The sequence below is a fragment of the Holtiella tumoricola genome, from assembly GCF_027857615.1.
Classification (GTDB): Bacteria; Bacillota; Clostridia; order Lachnospirales; family Cellulosilyticaceae; genus Holtiella; species Holtiella tumoricola.
Genome location: NZ_JAQIFT010000044.1, coordinates 1 through 21,558 on the forward strand (window position 1 = coordinate 1; position 21,558 = coordinate 21,558).

The window sequence follows — 21,558 nt, forward strand, 5'->3', positions numbered from 1 at the left end:
GACTATGTTTTACATAGTCTTTCTGTATTGTGCAGGCGTTATATCATTGATTTTTTTAAATACCCTATTAAAATGTTCTACATTGTGGTACCCTACCATCTCTGCAATCTCATACACTTTAAATTGGGTTGTCCTAAGCATTTCTTTTGATTTTTGCATCCTTATACCTGTTAAGTAAGTCAAAAATGTCTCTCCTGCTTCTTTAGAGAAACGATTTGCAAAGTATTTTTCATTTAATCCAACATATTCAGCAACTTTAGCTAAACATAGCTCACTATCATCAAAATGATCAATCATATATCTTTTTGCTTTAATAATAATATCTGTTTCGGAAATATTTAATTTGCTCGCTGAATAGTCCATAATCCATTCAAAATAATTAGTTACCCAAAGTTTAAGTTGCCTTATATCTTCTATTCTCTTAAGTTTCTCTATATAATCATATCTTTGACCAAAGATATCTATAAAACTAAAATGGTGTATACTAGACTGCATACCAATAGCTAAAACAGCTGCCAGTACATGGTTTATTGCATGTGTTTCATCTTTCTTAGCAAATTGCTCAAAAAGTTTTTCTCTTTCCTCTACCATATTCTTTTCATCAGCTATATATAAGGCGTTAGCTAGCTGTAAATAATTCTTAGATAACTCCAAAATTTCTTCTAGTTGCTCTTTATCCTCTTCTAAATCAATAATACCTTGATTTCCTTTTAAATATCTTAGGCACATTTGTTTTTTTATAACATCTACGGCCTCTTCAAATTGCGTACTTTCTGCTTGTAGCGCTCCTACACATGCTGTTATTTGAATGTTAAATTGCTTCATAGAAGAATGCTGCAATTCTCCTAACATTTGCTTAATATTCCCTTTGTCCCCCTCTTCTCTAACACTATAAAAGACTAAGAAAAAGGATGGTGTTTGAGCATATACTAAGCATCTAGATGAAAATCTAGGGTTCTTTTGAAAATGACATATGAGCTTTTCCCTACTATCACTCTCATTTTCTTGATGATGAGCCCCCTCTAACCAAAGTCCAATTATAATAAAACGATCACTAAATAACTCTTTGCATTTGCTCTTAGCTTCTGCAACACTTATTTCTTCTTTAAGTAATAGCTCAAAATAATCTTGTGGGGTCTTCTCAGTATTTCTAATTTTATCTTCATATTCATCAATTAGCGCTTTCAGTCTTCTTACCATGGCATTAAAAGAATGAATCATAGTCCTTAATTCATGTTGTCCACTTGGTAAAATATGAATATCTAAGTTTCCTTCTTCCACTGTTTTTAAAGCAGTACTCATCTCTTCTATTGGTCGTACAATACTTTTCAAAAAATAGCTTAGACAATATCCAACTAACGCTAAGATAATAATAGCTACCCCTAATATAATAAAGGCTTTTTCCCAATAGTCTCCCATAAGATGAGAGGTCTGTATATAACTTTCTATGTACCAAGTTGTATTATTATAAAATATAGGAGAGGTAATACAAAGAACATTTTTTTGATCTTCTTTATAAGTATCCCCCTCTATAGTAGAAAAAATAATCTCTCCATTCTGATCTCTAATAAGCGTTACACCCAGCTTATTTTGTCCTTCTAAATATTGATTGTTATACTGTCTAATACGCTCCCCTGCTGAAACAGACTGATACATAGTTATCATTTCAATCTTTTGTGACCTATCTATAACTACATTAGGTGACAACGCATACACCAGTATAAATAAATCTTTTTTTCCACCTGTAAATAAGTCATTCATATAAGCTGTATCATATGCGCCAAGATGAACTGTATTAGGATTTTCTAAAGCCTCTTTATACCACTCTGTCTCCTTCAACTCTATATCTGTTCGTTTAATAGGATTTTTAACATAAATATTTTTTCCATTCTTCATATGAAATCCTAAAGAAATAATGTTTTTTGTTGGCTCTAGCGCTAAGCTACTGGCTTGATTTAGCTTTTGTTCATAGTGATAGCGTTCCACTTGATCTAATGTGTCCATTTTAGATACGTAATTAATAACCTCATTATCATTTGTATAAATAAGATGTGACAACTTCATAGACATAGCATTAATATCTGCCATTAACTCTGTTCTTATAGTCTCTTGAGCTTGCTCAATATTATGAATAGCTTGTTCTCTAAACTCCCAATTAAGCCAATTAAGTGCAGCAATAAATATAATTAAAATAGGTAGTACAATAAAAAAAGCAAAAACAAAATAGTATACCTTTTTTAAAGGTAATTTTTTGAACTGTGTTTTGCGCATTTTGATCCCCTTAGAATAAGTCTTTCTTTATTTTTTGCCTTATAACAATCTCACCATAACCTTATCATAATTTTATCAACTCTTATATTTTTTGTATATATTTTATTTTATTTTTATATACAATTTAGTATTTTAATTACAAAAAAATAGATCCCTTAGGATCTATTTTAAGTTAAAATTTAAAATTTGATTTTGCCACTACTTTTGAAAGTGGAATATATAAAAGTACTGCTATAACAATAGAGAATGTACCATTAATAACTGTAGATGGTAAACTTATTAAAGCGCTCATTACTGCTGGCATAAAACCACTTCCTACAATAAGAAGTGAAATAACAGCAAATAAAAATTCTCCTACTAAGTTAAATCCAATACCACACACTGCACCCAAGATTGCATATTGTACTTTAATAGATACTTTTTTAATAAAGAAGCAAGTTACCGCAAGACCAATTCCTAAAACAAGTGAAAAGATATATAACACAGGAATAACAACAAGAGTTGTTTTTAGCCCTTCTGTAGTTTCAGCTGCTTGTTGAAGAAAAGGAATATTAACTTCATATCCATATACAAGAGATGTAATACATAAACCAAGTCCAATAATAATAAAGAAAGCTGCCGCTATCATAATGCCTACAAGTGGAGATTTTGCATCTTCTTTATGACCTTTTGATGCTACTAGGCCTGTTACAAATCCTATACCAAACTTTAAGATAATCGTTTTTGGAGCACTTGTTGCCCATCCATTGAGTAAATCAAAAAGTCCCATTCCAATAGAGCCAGATAGACCTCCAATTGTTCCACTAAATAGTAGTGCTGCAAGGATTACAAACATATTCCCAAAGTGAATAAATGGTTTACCAACTGGTGATGGTATTGGTATTTTAAATAGCATAAGTGCAATATAACAAATTGCACTAAATAGCCCTATTAAAACCATTGATTGTAAAGTTAACCCCTTTTTTTTGTTCTCCATATTAAATCCCTCCTAAATTCTTTATAATAAATTTTCTAACAAGATCCCTTCCCTTGTATCTGTACCTGCTTCATACGTTGCCTTTACCCCTAACGTTACAAAGGATGTTGCTTGCTTAGTTGCCTCTAATAATGTTTCACCTTGTAATAAAGCACCTATTAACTTACTTGTAAAACAGTCCCCAGTTCCTGGGTAGTTCTGTGGTACTTCCTCATAAGGAATCATTCCAAACAACTCTGTTTGCTTATCATAAATCACATTTACTTTCTGCCCATTTTCATAAGGTACACCTTTAAGTACAATTTGTTTTGGTCCTAGCTTTGCAAGTGCTTTCATCATACTTTTGATCTCCTCCTTATTAATAGGCTCCATGTTATATGGTCTATGTAGTAAGAAAGAAGCTTCTGTCCAATTTGGTGTAATAACATCTGCTTTTTCAACCAAATGCTTCATCTTTTGTTGCATCATCTCATTATAAGTTTTATATAGCTTGCCGTAATCTCCCATAACTGGATCTACAACTATAAGCGTATCTTCTCCTTTAAAGTTCTCAAAAAAGTACAATACTTCTTCAATTTGTATAGCATTACTTAAAAATCCGCTATAAATACAGTCTAGTTCTACGCCTACTTCTTTCCAATGCTCTGTTAAACCATGCATCATTCCAGTTAAATCTGTCATCTTCGGTGTACCAAACCCTCCAGTATGTGTACTAAATACTGCTGTTGGTACAGGACAAACTTGAACGCCCATTTTTGATAATATGGGAATAATGACACTTAATGAACATCTTCCAAAACATGATAAATCTTGTATCGCCGCAACACGTGGTATTTTTCTCACTTTGCCCTCCTTATTTTCTTCTTTGCTTTACAGCAAAACTATTCTTCTTTATAATAAAAGCATATTAAATTGTATCGAAACACTTTAGCCTTATGTATGGCAATATTCTGCCATACATTTTAATCTCTAGTCAATATTTTCTCACAACAGGAGGATAGAAAATGAATTTTGTATCCATACAATTAGATAATACAAGTAATGAGCCCCTATATTTACAACTTTTTAACCAAATTAAACAAGCTATACTAAGTGAACAACTCCCTACTAACTATCGTCTCCCAGCTATTCGAACACTGGCAAAAACTTTACAAGTTAATAATGTAACGGTAATTAATGCTTATAAGCAACTAGAGTCTTCGGGTTATGTGATCTCCAAAAAGGGCAGTGGCTTCTATGTTTCAAAACCTAATACATCAGAAATTAGTTTAATGACTACCCCTAACCCAAAAGCTGCAAAAGCTTCTATTAACTTCTCTAGTGCATCTCCTCACCCGGGTATCTTTCCCACAGATTCTTTTAAAGCTTGTCTCAATCAAGTTCTTGACCGCGATAAAGGCTTTGCTTTTGGCTATCAAGAAACTAATGGTTTTATGCCCCTTCGTGAAGTTCTCGTTGAATACTTGCAAAAAGAACATCATATCCTTACAACGCCTGAATCTATCCAAATTGTATCAGGTGCTCAACAAGGAATTGATATTATCTCCAAAAGTTGCTTAAATGCTGGTGATTATGTTATTACGGAAACACCTACTTATAACGGTGCTACCGATGCATTTAAATCTCGTGGTGCACGCATTGTACCTGTAGAACTTACTTCAGAAGGCATTGATCTTATTGCACTTGAAAAGCGTATTAATATCTGTAAACCTAAACTTGTTTATGTGATGACTAAGTTTCAAAATCCTACTACTCTATGTTATACCCAACAAACCCTTAAGGCACTCCTACAGCTGGCCCAAAAGTATGATTTCTACTTAGTCGAAGATGATTCTATGTCTGAACTGAGCTACAAAGATAAATCTACCTATAGTTTAAAATCCTTAGATACATTTAATTGTGTTATCTATATTAAAAGTTTTTCTAAACTTCTTATGCCTGGATTACGTATAGGATTTCTAGTTATCCCTGATAATCTTTTAGATCATTTTACCAGAACAAAACAAATGACGGATATTGCTGCTTCTGGTCTCATTCATCGTAGCCTTGATTTATTCTTTAGAACCAATAAATGGGAAGAACACTTAAGCTATATGAAAGCCATCTACACTAGTAAGTATGAACTTATGCTTAGCCAGCTTAATAAATTAAAAGTTTATAATATTACTTATACTGAACCTAATGGCGGGCTTTGCTTCTGGCTCAAGCTCTCCAAGAATATTTCCGCTTACAAACTCTATGAACTTTGTTTGGATAAAGGCCTTCTTATCTTACCAAGTACAATTTTTTATCCTAATACACACAAGCAAAGAGATAGTTTTATACGTTTAAGTTTTGCACCTTGTGATGCAAAAGAAATTGTAGAAGGTATAGCTATATTAGAAGAAGTCATTAAAGGCTACTCTTATTAGTCTAGTGGTTACAAAAAAGTACCTAATTGCCTCATCATACGCACAAAATTATACTTACTTTAGAATAAACTTAAAACTCTAAGGTGATAAATATGACAAATAAACTTACTTATAAAATTAAAGAAATTATTACTAGCAAAGAATATACTGATGTAATTATTAAACACAAGCATGATAATTATGACGTTGAAATTAGTAGTGCTAAAATAAAATTTAGATATGAACCAAAAGTTGATAAATCTTGCTTAAGCTTTGGAGATTCTAATGGTTATACAGTCTGCGAAGTTGAAGATAAAAATATTAATGAAGTTATTCTTTTAGAGGATTCTTTAAGTATAGAAACAGATGAAAAAATTTATTATTGTTATATAGACAAAAAGAAGTTATATTATTAAACTAAAAATAGACAAATACTATAGACAAAAAAGCGTAGAGTAATCTACGCTTTTAAAATTAAGATCTATCAAGGAGGTATAATATAGATGTATAATATAGATGAAATAATCTACAGTTGTCCCGTAGAAGCACTCTCTAATATATTAGGCAAAAAATGGATTGCTATTATTATCTGGAAATTACAAGATAATAAAATGCGCTTTGGAGAACTTCAAAGAGCTATAGATGGCTGTACAAAAAAAATGTTAATCCAACAACTGGATGTTTTAATTGACCAAGGTATTGTTATAAATGATAAAAAGGTTAGTAATAACTCCGTAGAGTCTACTTATTATTTAAGTGAAGCTGGTATAAAATTACTTCCTATTATGGCAAATATGATGGCCTGGAGCAATCAGCATCTTCCTTGTGGTCATTAATTTTATTGGATATCCTCTGAAACAGTTGGTAACTTTATATTCAGTACAGCTATTTGAGGTGGGTTCCAAAATCGTATTTCCATTTTAGTCGTACCTACACCACTATTCACATACAAATACTTCTCATCTTCTAATTCATATAAACCATGAGTATAAATTTCAGCAAGCCCTGGTGTATAAATAGGCCCTATAAATGGAATTTGTATTTGTCCACCATGGCTATGCCCTGCTAATACTAAATCATAGTTATTGGCACTTACACGTTCTACCAAGTCTGGTTCATGCATTAAAAATATATTATATGCCTCTTCCTTTATACCTTTGCACGCCCCTTGTATATCTACTTTTCCAAGCAATGCATCATCTATCCCAATCACATTAATTTTATGACCTGCCTCCGTATAAACCGCTTTACTTTCATTTTGTAGTAATGTAAAACCTGCTGCTTCCATAATATCTTCGTAGTACCTTACCCCTGCTCCTCCATGGTCATGATTGCCCCATACTGCATATTTACCATATGTACTCTGAATACCTGAAAGTACCTTTCCAATTTCTTCCTTGTAAGGATATTGGCCTGGATGATCCATCAAGTCACCTGTAAATACTACAAGGTCTGGATTTTGTTTATTAGTCTTTTCTACTAATTTTTTAAGTTCTTCAAGGGTATAACTAGGTCCTAAGTGTGTATCTGTAAAGTGTACAATCTTTAGTTTTTCTCCCATATTCCCTTTACCTATTTCTAATTTTTTCTCTATAAGAATATTAGGTTCTATATAGCGTATATCTATCCACAATGCAATTATAATCACTAAAATAATCATTATACTCACACCCACTATTTTTATTAGACTTTTAATAATATGCTTCACAAGTTCTTTCCTTCCTTTGTACTTCCATTACTTCTATCAATAATCTTCTTATATATTATATCAATTTCATACTCATTGATAGCATTATTGCCAATATGTATATGCTCTCATACCTCATATAAAATCTACCCATTTTTAAAAAGTCCACAAGCATTAAGGAGCTGTTACATTTTTCTATGCAACAGCTCCTTTCTATTTATAAGTTATTAACTAAAAGTTATATCTCAAATTAAATACATTCTTAGCAAATTCTATCTTTTGATAAGAATGCTAAAATAAATCCAGCTACGATGAGGATACTTGAAATATCTTCTGCCTTTTCTTCACCTGCACAATTTAAGATAAATAAAGAGGCAACTACGATAAGAATAATCCATTGAAGATTAGAACTATCTAACATACAATTTTTCATGTTTTTCACTCCTTGTAAGCATCTACAATTATAATATATTACATTTATTACCATTTTGTGCTTACAAAATAAAAAATCTTATATTTTAAAATTGAATATCTACATTTCCTCCAATAGTTAGTAATCCTTCCTTATCCTCTACTTTAATAATGGTTTTAATTACTGTTTCACCATAGCTTTCTGTAGCATGTTCAGCCTTTCTTACGACTGTTCCTTTTAAAGTTGTCCCTTGATCCGTATAGGGTAATACCTCTACTGTATCTTCCAGTTGCAAGTCTCCATTATATTCTTCCGGTAGATTAGCTTCTATAACAAGGCTCTTCTCATCTAACCCTTCCATTAACGATCCAATAATTGTCTCTACCTTACTTCCCTTTTGACAATTAATATTATAGATAATCAACCCATCACCAGGAGCAATAATCTGATTCTCTTGAAGATATTCCCTATCTAATTTACTTTTCATACTTTCTAATTGCAAAGTCGCAGTTTCCATTTGAATCCGAAGTTTATCTGTACCTGTTGCACTTTGCTTCTTTCCATTATTCACTTGGGTCGTTAAATTTCCTAACTCTGCCTTTAGACTTTCAATCTCTAATTTTTTACTTTGCTTCGTTTGTTCTATACTTAGTTCTAGATTTTCTATCTGTTTACTCGCCTCTTGAAGAGCTAGTTTAGCCTTTGTCACCTCTTCTTGTGAAACAGCTTGAACTTCTAATAATTCTTCTAATGTATTGTAATCCTTTAGGCCTTTATCATAGTTTTGTTTTGCAATCTCTAAATTGTTTTCTAGCTTCTTAACATCTTGGTCTGTTCCTTGTTCTAACTGTGCTTGTTTCTCTTTAATATTATTTGAGATTTGTGTAATATAGGCATTTTGAGGATAAAGAACTTCACCTAGCTCTTGCAACTCTATCTCATAAAGTTTTATTTCATTTTCCTTTTGTGCAATTTGATTCTTGTAATCTTCTAAATCTAAAGTAGCAAGTATATCCCCTACTTTTACTTTTTCACCATCTTTTACATGTACATTGGTAATCGTCGCTGGAAACTCTATATTAAACTCCATCTTGTCTTCTACAGCTACTACGCCTTCAATTTCTATCTTTGTTTCAGGTACAATGACATCTTCTACTGGTGTTTCTGCCTTCTCACATCCTGCAAACATCATACTCCCTAAGCATAATGTCACTATTCCAATACCCAGTTTAACCTTCTTACATCCCATAGCCTTACCCCCTTACTATTTAGTAATCACCTTACTTTATTCTCTATAAGCCTTAAGTACTTCTTGAAGTGATACTTTGTCAATATGACGTTTAGCTGCATATGTCCCCATTAAGAATATGATAAGAATAATTCCAAACCCTACAATAATGTGCCATCCTTCTAGTTCTAATGGCATTACAAAATCAAAAGCACTACTAAAATAAATCACCATTACTTTTACAAGCAACCACGTTATTGGGATACTAATAGCATAAGTTATAATCGCATAAATCAAATAACTATTTAAAATCATACGGTTAACTTCTCTTTGATTGTAGCCCATTACTTTTAATAATGAGATATTGTAATAGTTATCTTCAACAGTCAAAGTTGTCAGTACGTATAAAATTAAAGCTGACATCATAATTGCTGAACCAAACATAGCATACATAGCTAATTTAATAAATCCTTGCATAAGCTCTGTTTGTTCCATTAACGTTCCTTTGCTGACTACAGTCATAAACATTTTTTCATCTAGCGATTCTTCACTATAAATACCTGTATAAAGTTTCTTGGATTTATTTTTTGATAAGACTAAACTTAAATCTTCTATCTCACAATACACTGTGTTTTCTCCATAAGTTGTAGCAATCCCTACTACTTCATGCTGATACACTCTATCCTCTATCTTAAGTACAAGCTGATCCCCTTTTTTAATGCCATATGAAATTGCAAAGCTTTGATTCACAATAAAGCCTTCGTCTAATAAGTGGGTAATCTCCTGTCCTTTTTTATCTACTAGTTTATGTAATTGATTGTCTGATTCTAATCCTTTTGCAGTAATAGGTTCATCTTCATAGAAAATATTACTTGCTGTCAAAAACTTTTCTTGCCCTGCCTTTACTTTAGGTTTAGGCTTGGAGTAATCTAAATAACCTTCATATTGATAACCTACATTTTGATAATATTCAACGGTCATCTTATCAAACATACCGCTCATCATAAATCCTAGTAAAATCAACATAGACGAAAATGTAATTCCCCAGAAAAATACAATAAACTTACCTGTATTTTTAAAGATAAAAGTATACTTAAATTTTGTTTCAGCTTTTGTACGTGAAAGAATCTTTCCTATCATCTTTCCAAGTTTAGTTATCTTTTCATTTTCCCCAACTTTAAGCAATTTGATTGTTTCTTTACTGAGCATCCGCCAAATCATAAAGAAAGATAGCCCCAAAATAAAAGCTAATGGCACTAATACTGCTGTTATAAAAACATAGCTGTTAGTTGTAATCGCCTCATTAAGAAGCAAATAAAATTCTAAATAAAAATCTTTCATAGGATCTGCAGCATATAGTCCCGTCATATACCCTATAACAAGCATAGGTACACCAATTACTAAGAGGAGTAATATATAAGGTATGGCAATCTCCCATGGTTCATATCCTAATGCTTTCAATACACCTATTTGTGTCTTTTCACTTCTAAGAATCTTAGATACCAAAATACCTACTATCATAACGGCAATCCCTGCAATAATAATGCTTATTCCAAGGGTTGCTGCCTTACCTGTTCTAAGTTCTTCGTATATTGCACCACTACGCATTTGATTTTCAGTTGCTACAATACTTGTAATAAACCCTAAGGTATCATGAGACTTATAATCATCTTCAACTTCTTGCTTGAAGTTTTCCATTTTGCCTTGCTTTGTCGCTTTTCCAGCTAAATAAAAATATTCTTCACCTTTTAAGTTATGGTAGACACTATCCTTGAGCGTACCTATAGTAATTTTACTATTATCAATGATAAAATCATTTCCTAACATTGGAAGATTCATATCGGAAAATAATACATATCCAGTCAATGTATACGGTTTTCCACCAAGGGTAAGTGTGTCTCCAAATTGCATGCCATTCTTCTCACCATAAATTTGATTTACGACTATTTCATTAGCTGTATGGGGCATACGCCCACTTACTAAGTAAGTTTTATTAATGTCTCGCCCATCTTTAAAAACGCGAATAGTATGACTCGCTCTATCATGAACAAAATCTATGTCCTTGTACGATCTAACCTCTAAATTATAATCTGGATATACTTTATTAAACGCTTTAATCCTAGTCTTTAATATGCCTTCATAGCATTTATAATCTATACGCTTTAGGTCTGTTAACTTATAGGAAGCATACTCTAATTGATGTTCTTTAGGGATCTGCCCCAGCTCACTTGGCAAAACAGCATTGATTACTTCCACAGAGAAATCTTCCTGATTACAAACTTTTGCTAACTTTTCTATTCCTAAAGTCATGCTATCCATCGTATAATACATCATTGTATAGAGCAAAGAACTCAACATAATAATAATCCCTATACACAGTAGTTGAGTCTTCTTTTTCCAAAAGGTTCTGAGGGTATTAAGGCATAAATATTTTATCCCCACTTAATCTCACCCACTCTTTTCTTATCCACGTTTTCATAAACAGTGTGAATAATCCCTGAATTCATTTTGATGACTCGATCTCCCATTAAGGCAATACTCGGATTATGCGTAATAATAACGATAGTCGTATGGTATAAATCATTCATTTTTTCAAGTAGCTCTAATACTTGGCAAGCTGTCTTTTCATCCAATGCTCCTGTAGGTTCGTCACAAAAGAGTACTGCTGGATTCTTCACAACACTACGCGCAATAGCAACCCTTTGTTGCTCTCCACCTGAAAGTTGAGAAGGATATTTTTTTGCCTTATCTGTTAAACCTACCGCATCCATTACTTCATCAATAGATAATGGATGATCGCTTAATGCTGCCCCCATTTCTATATTTTCTTTTACACTTAAGTTCTGAAGTAAATTATATTGCTGAAAAATAAACCCTAAGTATTTTCTTCTAAATTTAGTTAGTCCTCTTTGATCTAACTTATGTATAGCTAAATCATTGTAGTACATTTCCCCAGCACTTGGTGTATCTAGCCCACTCATTACATTAAGTAGTGTACTCTTACCACTTCCACTTGGTCCTAAGACAATAAGCACTTCCCCTTCTTTAATAGTCAAGTCGATATCTTTAAGTGCACTTGTCTCTACTTCTCCTGTTTTATAAACCTTTGATACCTGTCGTAATACAATCCCCATATCATCACCCTTTTATCTAGATTTCTAGTAAGGCTCTACGTGTACCATACAATGTTTCAATTCTTCTATATCCTTTTCTAATAAGTCATGTACTCGTGTTGCAATATGATGTCCCTCTTCAACACTTGCTTTTTTTTCTACCAAAATCTCTAAGTCTGCATAAATTTTATTTCCAGCTACTCGTGTTTTAAGATCATGAATCCCTTTTACACCTTGTATGGAATAAGTAAGTTCTTCAATTTTTTGAATAACGCTCTCTGGTGCGGCCTCATCTACTAATTGATTAGTTGCCTGCATAAATAAGTCTATTCCTACTTTGATAATAAATATGCTTACTATGACAGCTGTTAATGGATCTAAAAATGTCCATCCAAGGGATGCACCTAAAATTCCAATAAATGTTCCTATTGAAGAAAATGCATCTGTACGATGATGCCATGCATCTGCCTCCATAGATACACTCTTAATTTTTTTAGCTGTACGTAATGTATACCAATACATGCCTTCTTTTACTATAATAGATGCAACTGCTGCCACAAGTGCAATAGGTGCTGGTTTTGTAAATTCACCTTTAACAAGAGCCATAATCCCTTCATATCCAATCATAACACCAGTAAAAGCTAAAAATAAACTAATTAATTTCCCAAATACAGGTTCAAATCGTTCATGCCCATAAGGATGCTTGTCATCTGCTCCCTTATTAGAAACTTTCACTCCTATAATCACCATAACAGTTGTTACAACATCTGATGCAGTATGCATACCATCTGCAATCATAGCTGTACTATGACCTAATACCCCAGCAATCACTTTAAATACTCCTAGTACAACATTAAGTATAATCGTTACAATCGAAACTTTTTTTGCTTCTTCATAAACATTCATTATTGCCACTCCATTCTCAATAGAAAATAAATATTTTATTAGATTATATGTTTAATTCTTTTATTTGTAAACATTTTTAGACAAAACAGATACAACTATCATTCTCAATTGAAATTATAACTTAAAAAGAATAGAGCTATTACATTTATGCAATAGCTCTATTCTTTTTAAAGAAATGTATTTCTCTTAGCTAAGTTCAAAAGCACCTGTATAAAGCTGATAATACTTACCACGTTGTTCAATCAGTTCTTCATGTGTCCCACGTTCAATAATATGACCTTGCTCAAGTACCATAATACTATCTGCATTTTGAACAGTAGAGAGACGATGGGCAATAACAAATACGGTTCTACCGTGCATTAAGGCATCCATACCTTTTTGAACAATAGCTTCTGTACGTGTATCAATACTAGAAGTTGCTTCATCCAAAATCATAACTGGTGGATCCGCTACAGCAGCTCTTGCAATAGCAAGTAACTGTCTTTGTCCTTGTGAAAGGCCTGATCCATCTCCTTCTAAAACAGTATGATATCCTTGTGGTAACATGGAAATAAAGGCATGTGCATTGGCACGTTTTGCTGCTGCATAGATTTCTTCATCCGTTGCATCTAGCTTCCCATAACGGATATTCTCAAGCACTGTGCCAGTAAATAAATGTGTATCTTGTAGAACAATTCCGAGTGATCTCCTTAAATCATCCTTTTTAATCTTATTAATATTGATACCATCGTAACGAATTTTTCCATCTGCAAGATCATAAAAACGATTGATTAAGTTAGTGATTGTTGTTTTCCCCGCTCCTGTTGCACCTACAAAGGCAATTTTTTGACCTGGTTTAGCATAAAGAGTTACATTGTGTAATACAATCTTTTCTTCATTGTAGCCAAAATCTACATCAAAGAATCGTACATCTCCCATTACTTGTGTATAGGTTACTGTTCCATCTTCATGAGGATGTTTCCAAGCCCAGATACCTGTTCTTTCTTTGCATTCTCTAAGCTCACCATCTTCTTCTTTTGCATTTACAAGTGTAACGTATCCTTGGTCTTCTTCAACTGTTTCATCCATTAAGTCAAAAATACGCTCTGCCCCTGCTAATGCCATAATTACAGAGTTTAGTTGTTGTGATACTTGGCTAATAGGCATAGTAAAGGATTTGCTAAGTTGAAGGAAACTTGCAATAGCTCCAAGTGTCACTCCACCAAATCCTGTTACAGCAAAGGCTCCACCTACAATAGCTAGTAATACATATTGTAAATGTCCCATATTCCCCATAATAGGCATTAATATATTAGCAAATCTATTAGCCTGCGTAGCATTCTCACAAAGCTCATCATTAAGTTTATCAAAATCTATTTTTGCTTCTTCCTCATGACAAAAAACTTTTACAACTTTTTGCCCTTCGATCATTTCTTCAATAAATCCATTTGTTTTACCAATAGACTCTTGTTGTTTTAAGAAATAATGTCCACTTTTCCCTGCAATCTTACCTGTACAATAAAGCATAAGGATAAGTGATAAAATAACAATAATTGTAAGATAAATGCTTGTTGTAACCATCGCTACAAATACAAATACAATACTTACAACAGAAGAAAAAAGTTGTGGTAAACTTTGTGCAATCATTTGTCTTAATGTATCTGTATCATTGGTATAACGGCTCATGATATCTCCATTAGAATGAGTATCAAAATATTTAATTGGTAACCTTTGCATATGTGCAAAAAGTTCATCACGAATTTTCTTAAGCACACCTTGTGCAATCCCTACCATTAAGAAATTATAAAACCATGTAGAGAATACACCTACTATATAAACAACTGCCATAATCATAATCATTCTAAACAGCGGCATAAAGGATGGATTTGCTATACCTACAAGTGGTGTAATGTAATCATCAATTAAAGTCCCTATAAATACAGATCCTGCAACACCTGCAAAAGCACTAACTAAAATACAGACAATAATAACAGCTAGTTCTAACTTATGAGAACCTGATACATAACCTAGTAACCTTTTAATAGTCTTTTTATTTGCTTTAGGTTTTCCTGGAAATGGAGGAGGACTTCCTTTTATATCTCTTGCATTATTAGGCTTCATCTTTATTTTCCCCCTTTACTTGTGAGTAATAAACTTGCTGATAAATTTCATTTGTTTTTAATAACTCATCATGTGTACCAACCGCATCAATATGTCCCTCATCTAGAACAATAATTTGATCTGCTTCACTAATAGAAGCTACACGCTGAGCAATAATAATCTTTGTTGTATCTGGAATCTCTTCTTTAAAAGCTTTACGGATTAAAGCATCTGTTTTTGTATCTACTGCACTTGTTGAATCATCTAAAATAATTATTTTTGGTTTTTTAAGTAAAGCACGTGCTATACAAAGACGTTGTTTTTGCCCTCCTGATACGTTATTTCCACCTTGCTCAATATAAGTTTCATACCCATTTGGAAAGCTTTCAATAAAATCATGAGCTTGTGCTAACTTACATACACGTATCATTTCTTCATCAGTTGCTTCTTTATTTCCCCATCTTAAATTCTCTTTAATCGTACCTGAGAATAAGACGTTCTTTTGAAGTACCATCGCTACTTCGTCTCTTAGTACTTTCATATCATATTCTCTAACATCTATACCACCTACACGTACAGATCCTAGCGTTACATCATATAATCTTGGAATAAGTTGAATCAGACTTGTTTTAGAACTTCCTGTTCCACCTATAACGCCTATAGTCTGACCACTTTTGATATGTAAATTTACATTTTTAAGACAGAGATGGTCTTTATCCTTTGCATAACTAAATCCTACATTTTCAAAGATGATTTCTCCATTCTTTACCTCAGTTTTTGGAGAAGGACAGTTTTTAATATCACTTTCTTCTTCAATAACTTCTACAATACGTTCTGCTGATGCACGTGATAATGTAATCATAACCAATACCATAGAAAGCATCATTAAGCTCATCAAAATTTGTGAGGTATAAGCTGTAAGACTGACTAATTGTCCTGTTGTCATAGATGATCCTACGATCATTTTTGCCCCGAACCAAGATATAAGTAATAGACTTGTATACATTGTAAATTGCATTAGTGGGCTATTAAATGCAAGGATTCTCTCAGCTTTTGTAAAGTCTTTATAAATACTTTCTGATACCTTATCAAACTTATGTATTTCTTCGTTTTCTCTTACAAAAGCTTTAACAACACGGATACCCCTTAAATTTTCTTGTACAACATTGTTTAGCTTATCATATGTTTTAAATACTCTTTCAAAGATTGGATGCGCATTACGGATAATTAAATATAAACCAAATCCTAAGAATGGAATGGCTCCTAAGAATATAAGAGATAAAGTTGGATTAATGCTAAATGCCATAAATAATGAAAAGATTAGCATAATAGGGCCGCGTACTGCTACCCTAATAATCATTTGATAGGCATTTTGTACATTGGTTACGTCTGTTGTTAAACGTGTTACCAGACTTGCTGTAGAGAATTTATCAATATTATAAAATGAAAAATCCTGTATACGATGGTACATTTTTTTTCTTACATTTTTTGCAAACCCAGCTGAAGCACAGGCTGCAAAATGTCCTGATAACACACCAAAAAGTAATGAAATAAGTGTAGAAAAAACAAGGGCTAGACCATATTTCAAAATAACATTCATAGCACCTTGATTAATCCCAAAGTCAATCATATTTGCCATAAGTAAAGGTATAATAACCTCCATTATAACTTCAAAAATAATGAAAAATGGTGCAAGCAAAGAATCTTTTTTGTATTCTCCTACACACTTTAGCAATTGCTTAATCATGTTTATGCCTCCTTTTATGTTTTATAAGTTAATCAATCTCCAGTAGATTGTTAGCTTCCGTATTGTAAGTTCCCTAACAATTTATTCATTTTTTAAGGAGAGGGTAAACTTCTACGTTTACACCACTCCTCCTAGTTTACATTAACTTTAATTTTATCAATCAAATAAAAAAAGGTTTCAATTTCTTCTTGTGTTAACCCTCTCATTAATTGGCTTTCAATTTCTTTGATATTCTCAAGAACCATCTCCTGCCCTTTAATTGCTTTAGGTGTTAACTTAATACGCTTCAATCTAGCATCATAGTCAACTGCCTCACGAATAATAAGTTCATCTCGCTCCATGACTTGCAATACACCAGTAGCTGTTGAACGACGAATCTTGAATTCTTTTTCTATATCCCTTTGAAATATTTCTTTGCCTTCTTCATTGTCTTGTCTATGAATATAGGCAATAATCCATCCTTGCATTCCTGTTAAGCTATCAAGGTTTTTTACCCGTAACTTTTCTTCAAAGCATCTCTTTATCAGATTTGAAAGAGTCTTTACTTCAAATCCAATATGTTTTTCCTTCTTCAAAGGATCACCTCATATTGTTAGGATGCTAACATTATAGAATAATACATCCTTTATTGTCAATCTTTTTATCCTGCATAACATAGTCCTTCAAACACTTCTAATGCATCTAGGCCTACTGAATGTATTGTACTGTATTCATCTATTTTTATCCAGCCCTTTCTCCCGTCCTGTGTTTCAATAGCTATCCAGCTTATATTATCTGTTCCAAGTAAACGAATCTTCTCTCCTTCTTTTACAGTAAAAGTTTCACTCATCTCATCTTTCTCTTGATAGATAGGTACTTCTCTAAGTAAGCCTACTACAAAATCTGTTTCATATAATTCTTGTGGTACTTCCTGTAATATATTATTTTTCAATTCATAAACCTTATCAATCCACCAAGTTTGTAGAATACTTGCTCGCTCACTTGAAATAATTTTGCCATCGCCTAAAACACCATTACGATCATCATAAGTCATCCCCAAATAAATCAGTTTACCATGGTCATATCTAAAATAGGTAGTTGTGTAATCTGCACTCGGTCCTTCATCTATAAATCCGATTTCTTTATAATCATCTTTTTCATCAATATCTACAATAATAAACTCTTTAGAAGGTGCTTCTAGTAGTAGTTCTCCTTCTGCATTCTCTGCAGTTAATCTTTCTTTACCATTAATAAAAAATTTCATACACTCTTCTACATTCGTAACCTCTTCATTATTTGCCCCAAAATCATTTTGCTGTTCTCTGACTTTATACTGTAGACTTTCTAGTACACCATCACCATCTAGATCCGCTTTAACCTCTTCTCCTCCTTGATAAGTAACTCCATTGGTTTCTAAACCAAATATTTTCTCTGGAAATCCTAACTTCCATCCTTTTTCTTCATCGTCTGCTTGTTGTGCTTCTTCTTGCTTTATATGTATATTATCACTGGCTTGACCTATAATTTCTTCTTGTAATATCGGTTTCTCTATAGGAATTGCTTGTTCATTATCTGAGTGTGCTTGCATGTGGACTATATAACCACTACTTCCTAATAAAATTCCTAAGCTTAATAGTATGATTAGCTGCTTCTTCATGGTAATTTCCTTTCTACTCTCATTCCTTCCTAATCCATTAATATTGTATGCTAAGTCTTTCTTCTTTCATAATAAAAAAGAGATATGTAATCAAAATGTTACATATCCCTCTCATTTATTCACAATTTGTCCATTTTATCCAATACTAAAGATATTATTTATAAGTGTATCTATTTAGTAAGTAGTATACGATCATTATCAAGTACTTTATGGCTTTCTTTCTTGAAGCGTTCAAGAAGGTCTTGCACAGTCATACCTTCTCTTTCTTTTCCTTTAATATCTAATATAATACGCCCATCATCCATCATAATCGTACGATTCCCAAGATCTAGAGCTGATTGAATATTATGAGTGATCATCATCGTCGTAATATGATCCTTCTTTACAACCTCTTGTGTAATAGCTAATACCTTATCTGCTGTACCTGGGTCAAGAGCTGCTGTATGCTCATCTAAAAGTAATACTTTAGGTGTAACGAGGGTACTCATCATTAACGTTACAGCTTGCCTTTGTCCCCCTGATAAGAGACCTACTTTTGTTTTCATACGGTCTTCTAATCCTAAATCTAGCTTAGCTAATTTTTCTCTAAATAATTCTTTTTCCTGCTTGCTAATCCCAAATCCAAATTTACGCCCTGCTGTACGCATATAAGCAAGTGCTAAATTCTCCTCAATCGTCATAGAAGGTGCTGTTCCTTTAAGTGGATCTTGAAAAAGTCTTCCTATATACTTAGCTCTTTTATGTTCTTTCATAAAAGTTAAGTCTATATCATCTAGTATAATGCTCCCACTATCTGTTTGGAAATTACCTGAAATCATATTAAATAACGTAGACTTTCCTGCTCCATTAGAGCCTATAATTGTTACAAAGTCACCCGGTTCTAAATGAAGGCTAATATCTTTAAGAGCTGCTCTTTCATTCACTGTTCCTGGATTAAATGTTTTATTGATATGATTGAGTGTTAACATTGGCTTCTTCCTTTCTTGCAACTTGATGCATACGTCTTTTCTTATTAAAGTTAAATTTATCTTTTATAACTGGATAGGAAATAGCTAATGTAATAATAATTGCTGAAATGAGCTTCATACTTGAAGCTGATAAATTAAACTCAAGTGCCACTGCTATAATCGTTCTATAGGCTACTGAACCCAGTAAAACTGCTATCACATGCATCAAAATCGTACGTTTCTTAAAGATTAACTCAAACAGAGTACCAAATATGATTTCACCAATTACCAAAGAAGCAAGACCTGCTACTACCATACCTACACCCATATTTGAATCGGCAAAACCTTGATTTTGCCCAATTAATGCACCTGATAATCCTACAAGTGCATTAGCCATTGCAAGACCTATGGTTTTTGTAAAATCTACATTAATGGAAGAAGATCTCACCATATCTTCGTTATCGCCTGTAGCACGAATGGAAAGTCCAACCTGTGTATGAAGAAATACTACAATAAATAACACTACTAATACTGCTATTATAAGGCCAACTATTGTACCCCCCCATTGCTTACCCAATATCCCATTTACTTTACTAAATAAGGTTTCTACATTGGCAAGTGCTAAGTTTGGCTTGCCACCCATAACATTAATATTAATCGTATAAAGAGCAGTCATTGTCAAAATACCTGCTAAAATTGGCTGTACCTTTAGTTTTGTTTGCAAAAATGCTGTTACAACACCTGCTAAAGCACCTGCTAAAACACCTAGAATAATTCCTATGAAAGGATGCCCAAGTGTTGCTGCCATAACAGAAACAGCTGCACCTAGTGTAAAACTACCATCTACAGTCAAATCTGCAATGTTCAAAATACGATAAGATATATAAATGCCTAGTGCTAAAAGACCATATAAAAGACCTAGTTCTAAACATGATGTAAGTGTATATAAGCTCATTTTTAAATCTCCCTCCACAAAGTTTTATTCTACAATGATTGCACCATCTGTGCCATTTGGTGCTCCAATTTTGTTAGCTGTTGTTTTATTAATGACTTTTTCAAAGTTATCTAAAGTTGCAACTGGAATATCACTTATTGGTGTACCTTCTAGTACTTCTACAACCATATCTGCTGTTTTTTGTCCAAGTACTTCATAGTTAATTCCTACAGTTGCATATGCACCATCCATAACCATAGAATCTGCACCTACATAGACTGGTATTTTACTTTCTCTTCCTACTTCTGAAAGTACTGTCATTGCAGAAGCTATTGTATTATCAATAGGTGTATAAATTGCATCTACTTTATTAGCTAAACTATATGCAGCTTGTTGAAGTTCTGATGTATTTGTAATAGCCACCTCTTGATAATCAAATCCATAATCCTTGGCATACTTTTTCGCTTCATCAATAACTGATTGAGAGTTTACTTCACTTGCTGTATATAAGAATCCAAATGTTTTAACCTCTGGCGTAAGTTCTTTGCATAGTTCAAATACTTGGTCTACTGGAATAGCGTCAGATGTTCCTGTAATATTTCCTGTTGGTTTATTTAAATCACTTACTAAGTTAGCTGCAAGTGGGTCAGTTACTGCAGAAAAGACAATCGGAATATCACTTGTTGCTGCAGCTGCTGCTTGTGCAGATGGTGTAGCAATGGCTACTATTACATCCACGTTATCTCCTACAAACTTTTTACAAATAGAGTTTAAGTTTGATTGATCACCTTGAGCATTTTGATAATCAATTTTAATTTTAGACTCATCATATCCTTTGGTAGTAAGTTCTGCTACTAAACTTTCCCTGATCATGTCTAAGCTAGTATGCTCTACAATTTGTACGATTCCTACTGTAATTTTATCATCTTGTGCACTACATCCTGTGAATACACTTAATCCCATCATTGCTGCGAATGCTAAACCTAATAATTTTTTCATTTTTAAATCCTCCCTATTTTTAATTTCCAATTTGATAAGTTTACTACGACATCTGTTTATCAAGATTGTGTCGTTTAGGGAGAGCACTTAAATTTAACTGAGGTTATCATCCCTCCTAAATACTCTGCCCTTACACCACTGATCTTCAGTTCATAACATATCTATCAGCTCCTTTCAGGCAATAAAAAAAACACCTATCCTTATTCAAGGACAGATGTTATATCTGCGGTACC

The 21,558-nt window shown here is 33.0% G+C and carries 19 protein-coding genes; 3 read left to right on the top strand and 16 right to left on the bottom strand.

Going from position 1 to position 21,558, the window contains the following annotated elements; all coding sequences use genetic code 11:
• Positions 1–9: 9 nt before the first annotated feature.
• The 3 genes from PBV87_RS10960 to PBV87_RS10970 form a co-directional block, all read right to left on the bottom strand.
• Complete coding sequence (locus tag PBV87_RS10960) at positions 10–2,271, bottom strand: helix-turn-helix domain-containing protein (protein ID WP_271012299.1); 2,262 nt, start codon at positions 2,269–2,271, stop codon at positions 10–12.
• 172 nt (positions 2,272–2,443) lie between these two features.
• Positions 2,444–3,247: an ECF transporter S component gene (locus PBV87_RS10965; RefSeq protein ID WP_271012300.1), complete on the bottom strand. Its 804-nt coding sequence runs from the start codon at positions 3,245–3,247 to the stop codon at positions 2,444–2,446.
• A gap of 21 nt (positions 3,248–3,268) precedes the next feature.
• The gene (locus PBV87_RS10970; protein WP_271012301.1) at positions 3,269–4,090 is read right to left on the bottom strand and encodes a pyridoxamine kinase; all 822 of its coding nucleotides are present in this window, start codon (positions 4,088–4,090) and stop codon (positions 3,269–3,271) included.
• A 161-nt stretch (positions 4,091–4,251) separates the two neighbouring features.
• Between PBV87_RS10970 and pdxR the strand changes: the two genes are divergently transcribed.
• The 3 genes from pdxR to PBV87_RS10985 all read left to right on the top strand — a co-directional run bounded on the left by pdxR (position 4,252) and on the right by PBV87_RS10985 (position 6,473).
• Complete coding sequence (gene pdxR / locus PBV87_RS10975; RefSeq protein ID WP_271012302.1) at positions 4,252–5,658, top strand: MocR-like pyridoxine biosynthesis transcription factor PdxR; 1,407 nt, start codon at positions 4,252–4,254, stop codon at positions 5,656–5,658.
• A gap of 92 nt (positions 5,659–5,750) precedes the next feature.
• Positions 5,751–6,053 carry a hypothetical protein gene (locus PBV87_RS10980; RefSeq protein WP_053984636.1) on the top strand — a complete coding sequence of 101 codons (303 nt, stop codon included), beginning with the start codon at positions 5,751–5,753 and terminating at the stop codon, positions 6,051–6,053.
• 87 nt (positions 6,054–6,140) lie between these two features.
• Positions 6,141–6,473, top strand: a complete 333-nt coding sequence (locus tag PBV87_RS10985; protein ID WP_053984637.1) for a winged helix-turn-helix transcriptional regulator — start codon at positions 6,141–6,143, stop codon at positions 6,471–6,473.
• Positions 6,474–6,475: 2 nt separating this feature from the next.
• Here the strand turns inward: PBV87_RS10985 and PBV87_RS10990 are convergent, their stop codons facing one another.
• From PBV87_RS10990 to PBV87_RS11050, 13 genes are all read right to left on the bottom strand, one after another.
• Complete coding sequence (locus tag PBV87_RS10990) at positions 6,476–7,297, bottom strand: metallophosphoesterase (RefSeq protein ID WP_271012303.1); 822 nt, start codon at positions 7,295–7,297, stop codon at positions 6,476–6,478.
• 289 nt (positions 7,298–7,586) lie between these two features.
• Positions 7,587–7,757, bottom strand: coding sequence for a hypothetical protein (locus tag PBV87_RS10995; RefSeq protein ID WP_154668822.1), 171 nt, complete (start codon positions 7,755–7,757; stop codon positions 7,587–7,589).
• 85 nt (positions 7,758–7,842) lie between these two features.
• On the bottom strand, positions 7,843–8,985 hold the full coding sequence (locus tag PBV87_RS11000; protein WP_271012304.1) for an HlyD family secretion protein: 1,143 nt from the start codon (positions 8,983–8,985) through the stop codon (positions 7,843–7,845).
• Positions 8,986–9,021: 36 nt separating this feature from the next.
• Positions 9,022–11,295: an ABC transporter permease gene (locus PBV87_RS11005; protein ID WP_271012305.1), complete on the bottom strand. Its 2,274-nt coding sequence runs from the start codon at positions 11,293–11,295 to the stop codon at positions 9,022–9,024.
• A gap of 101 nt (positions 11,296–11,396) precedes the next feature.
• The gene (locus tag PBV87_RS11010) at positions 11,397–12,098 is read right to left on the bottom strand and encodes an ABC transporter ATP-binding protein (protein WP_271012306.1); all 702 of its coding nucleotides are present in this window, start codon (positions 12,096–12,098) and stop codon (positions 11,397–11,399) included.
• Between the two features lie 24 nt (positions 12,099–12,122).
• The gene (locus tag PBV87_RS11015; RefSeq protein ID WP_271012307.1) at positions 12,123–12,983 is read right to left on the bottom strand and encodes a cation diffusion facilitator family transporter; all 861 of its coding nucleotides are present in this window, start codon (positions 12,981–12,983) and stop codon (positions 12,123–12,125) included.
• 186 nt (positions 12,984–13,169) lie between these two features.
• Positions 13,170–15,083 carry an ABC transporter ATP-binding protein gene (locus PBV87_RS11020; protein ID WP_053984643.1) on the bottom strand — a complete coding sequence of 638 codons (1,914 nt, stop codon included), beginning with the start codon at positions 15,081–15,083 and terminating at the stop codon, positions 13,170–13,172.
• On the bottom strand, positions 15,073–16,809 hold the full coding sequence (locus tag PBV87_RS11025; RefSeq protein WP_271012308.1) for an ABC transporter ATP-binding protein: 1,737 nt from the start codon (positions 16,807–16,809) through the stop codon (positions 15,073–15,075). Before PBV87_RS11025 ends, PBV87_RS11020 begins: the two co-directional genes overlap by 11 nt.
• 131 nt (positions 16,810–16,940) lie before the next feature.
• Complete coding sequence (locus PBV87_RS11030) at positions 16,941–17,384, bottom strand: MarR family winged helix-turn-helix transcriptional regulator (protein ID WP_271012309.1); 444 nt, start codon at positions 17,382–17,384, stop codon at positions 16,941–16,943.
• Positions 17,385–17,449: 65 nt separating this feature from the next.
• Positions 17,450–18,445 carry an SH3 domain-containing protein gene (locus PBV87_RS11035; RefSeq protein ID WP_271012310.1) on the bottom strand — a complete coding sequence of 332 codons (996 nt, stop codon included), beginning with the start codon at positions 18,443–18,445 and terminating at the stop codon, positions 17,450–17,452.
• Positions 18,446–18,615: 170 nt separating this feature from the next.
• Positions 18,616–19,413: an ABC transporter ATP-binding protein gene (locus PBV87_RS11040; RefSeq protein ID WP_271012311.1), complete on the bottom strand. Its 798-nt coding sequence runs from the start codon at positions 19,411–19,413 to the stop codon at positions 18,616–18,618.
• On the bottom strand, positions 19,388–20,347 hold the full coding sequence (locus PBV87_RS11045) for an ABC transporter permease (RefSeq protein WP_053984647.1): 960 nt from the start codon (positions 20,345–20,347) through the stop codon (positions 19,388–19,390). The genes PBV87_RS11040 and PBV87_RS11045 overlap by 26 nt, the downstream gene beginning before the upstream one ends.
• A gap of 24 nt (positions 20,348–20,371) precedes the next feature.
• Positions 20,372–21,325: an ABC transporter substrate-binding protein gene (locus PBV87_RS11050; RefSeq protein WP_271012312.1), complete on the bottom strand. Its 954-nt coding sequence runs from the start codon at positions 21,323–21,325 to the stop codon at positions 20,372–20,374.
• Positions 21,326–21,558 lie beyond the last annotated feature (233 nt).

Bases quoted from the DNA above. Each gene is read 5' to 3' on its own strand.
- PBV87_RS10960 (WP_271012299.1), bottom strand. From the start codon at position 2,271: ATGCGCAAAACACAGTTCAAAAAATTACCTTTAAAAAAGGTATACTAT.
- PBV87_RS10965 (WP_271012300.1), bottom strand. From the start codon at position 3,247: ATGGAGAACAAAAAAAAGGGGTTAACTTTACAATCAATGGTTTTAATA.
- pdxR (WP_271012302.1), top strand. From the start codon at position 4,252: ATGAATTTTGTATCCATACAATTAGATAATACAAGTAATGAGCCCCTA.
- PBV87_RS10980 (WP_053984636.1), top strand. From the start codon at position 5,751: ATGACAAATAAACTTACTTATAAAATTAAAGAAATTATTACTAGCAAA.
- PBV87_RS10985 (WP_053984637.1), top strand. From the start codon at position 6,141: ATGTATAATATAGATGAAATAATCTACAGTTGTCCCGTAGAAGCACTC.
- PBV87_RS10990 (WP_271012303.1), bottom strand. From the start codon at position 7,297: ATGATTATTTTAGTGATTATAATTGCATTGTGGATAGATATACGCTAT.
- PBV87_RS10995 (WP_154668822.1), bottom strand. From the start codon at position 7,757: ATGAAAAATTGTATGTTAGATAGTTCTAATCTTCAATGGATTATTCTT.
- PBV87_RS11000 (WP_271012304.1), bottom strand. From the start codon at position 8,985: ATGGGATGTAAGAAGGTTAAACTGGGTATTGGAATAGTGACATTATGC.
- PBV87_RS11005 (WP_271012305.1), bottom strand. From the start codon at position 11,295: ATGTATTATACGATGGATAGCATGACTTTAGGAATAGAAAAGTTAGCA.
- PBV87_RS11010 (WP_271012306.1), bottom strand. From the start codon at position 12,098: ATGGGGATTGTATTACGACAGGTATCAAAGGTTTATAAAACAGGAGAA.
- PBV87_RS11015 (WP_271012307.1), bottom strand. From the start codon at position 12,983: ATGAATGTTTATGAAGAAGCAAAAAAAGTTTCGATTGTAACGATTATA.
- PBV87_RS11020 (WP_053984643.1), bottom strand. From the start codon at position 15,083: ATGAAGCCTAATAATGCAAGAGATATAAAAGGAAGTCCTCCTCCATTT.
- PBV87_RS11025 (WP_271012308.1), bottom strand. From the start codon at position 16,809: ATGATTAAGCAATTGCTAAAGTGTGTAGGAGAATACAAAAAAGATTCT.
- PBV87_RS11035 (WP_271012310.1), bottom strand. From the start codon at position 18,445: ATGAAGAAGCAGCTAATCATACTATTAAGCTTAGGAATTTTATTAGGA.
- PBV87_RS11040 (WP_271012311.1), bottom strand. From the start codon at position 19,413: ATGTTAACACTCAATCATATCAATAAAACATTTAATCCAGGAACAGTG.
- PBV87_RS11045 (WP_053984647.1), bottom strand. From the start codon at position 20,347: ATGAGCTTATATACACTTACATCATGTTTAGAACTAGGTCTTTTATAT.
- PBV87_RS11050 (WP_271012312.1), bottom strand. From the start codon at position 21,325: ATGAAAAAATTATTAGGTTTAGCATTCGCAGCAATGATGGGATTAAGT.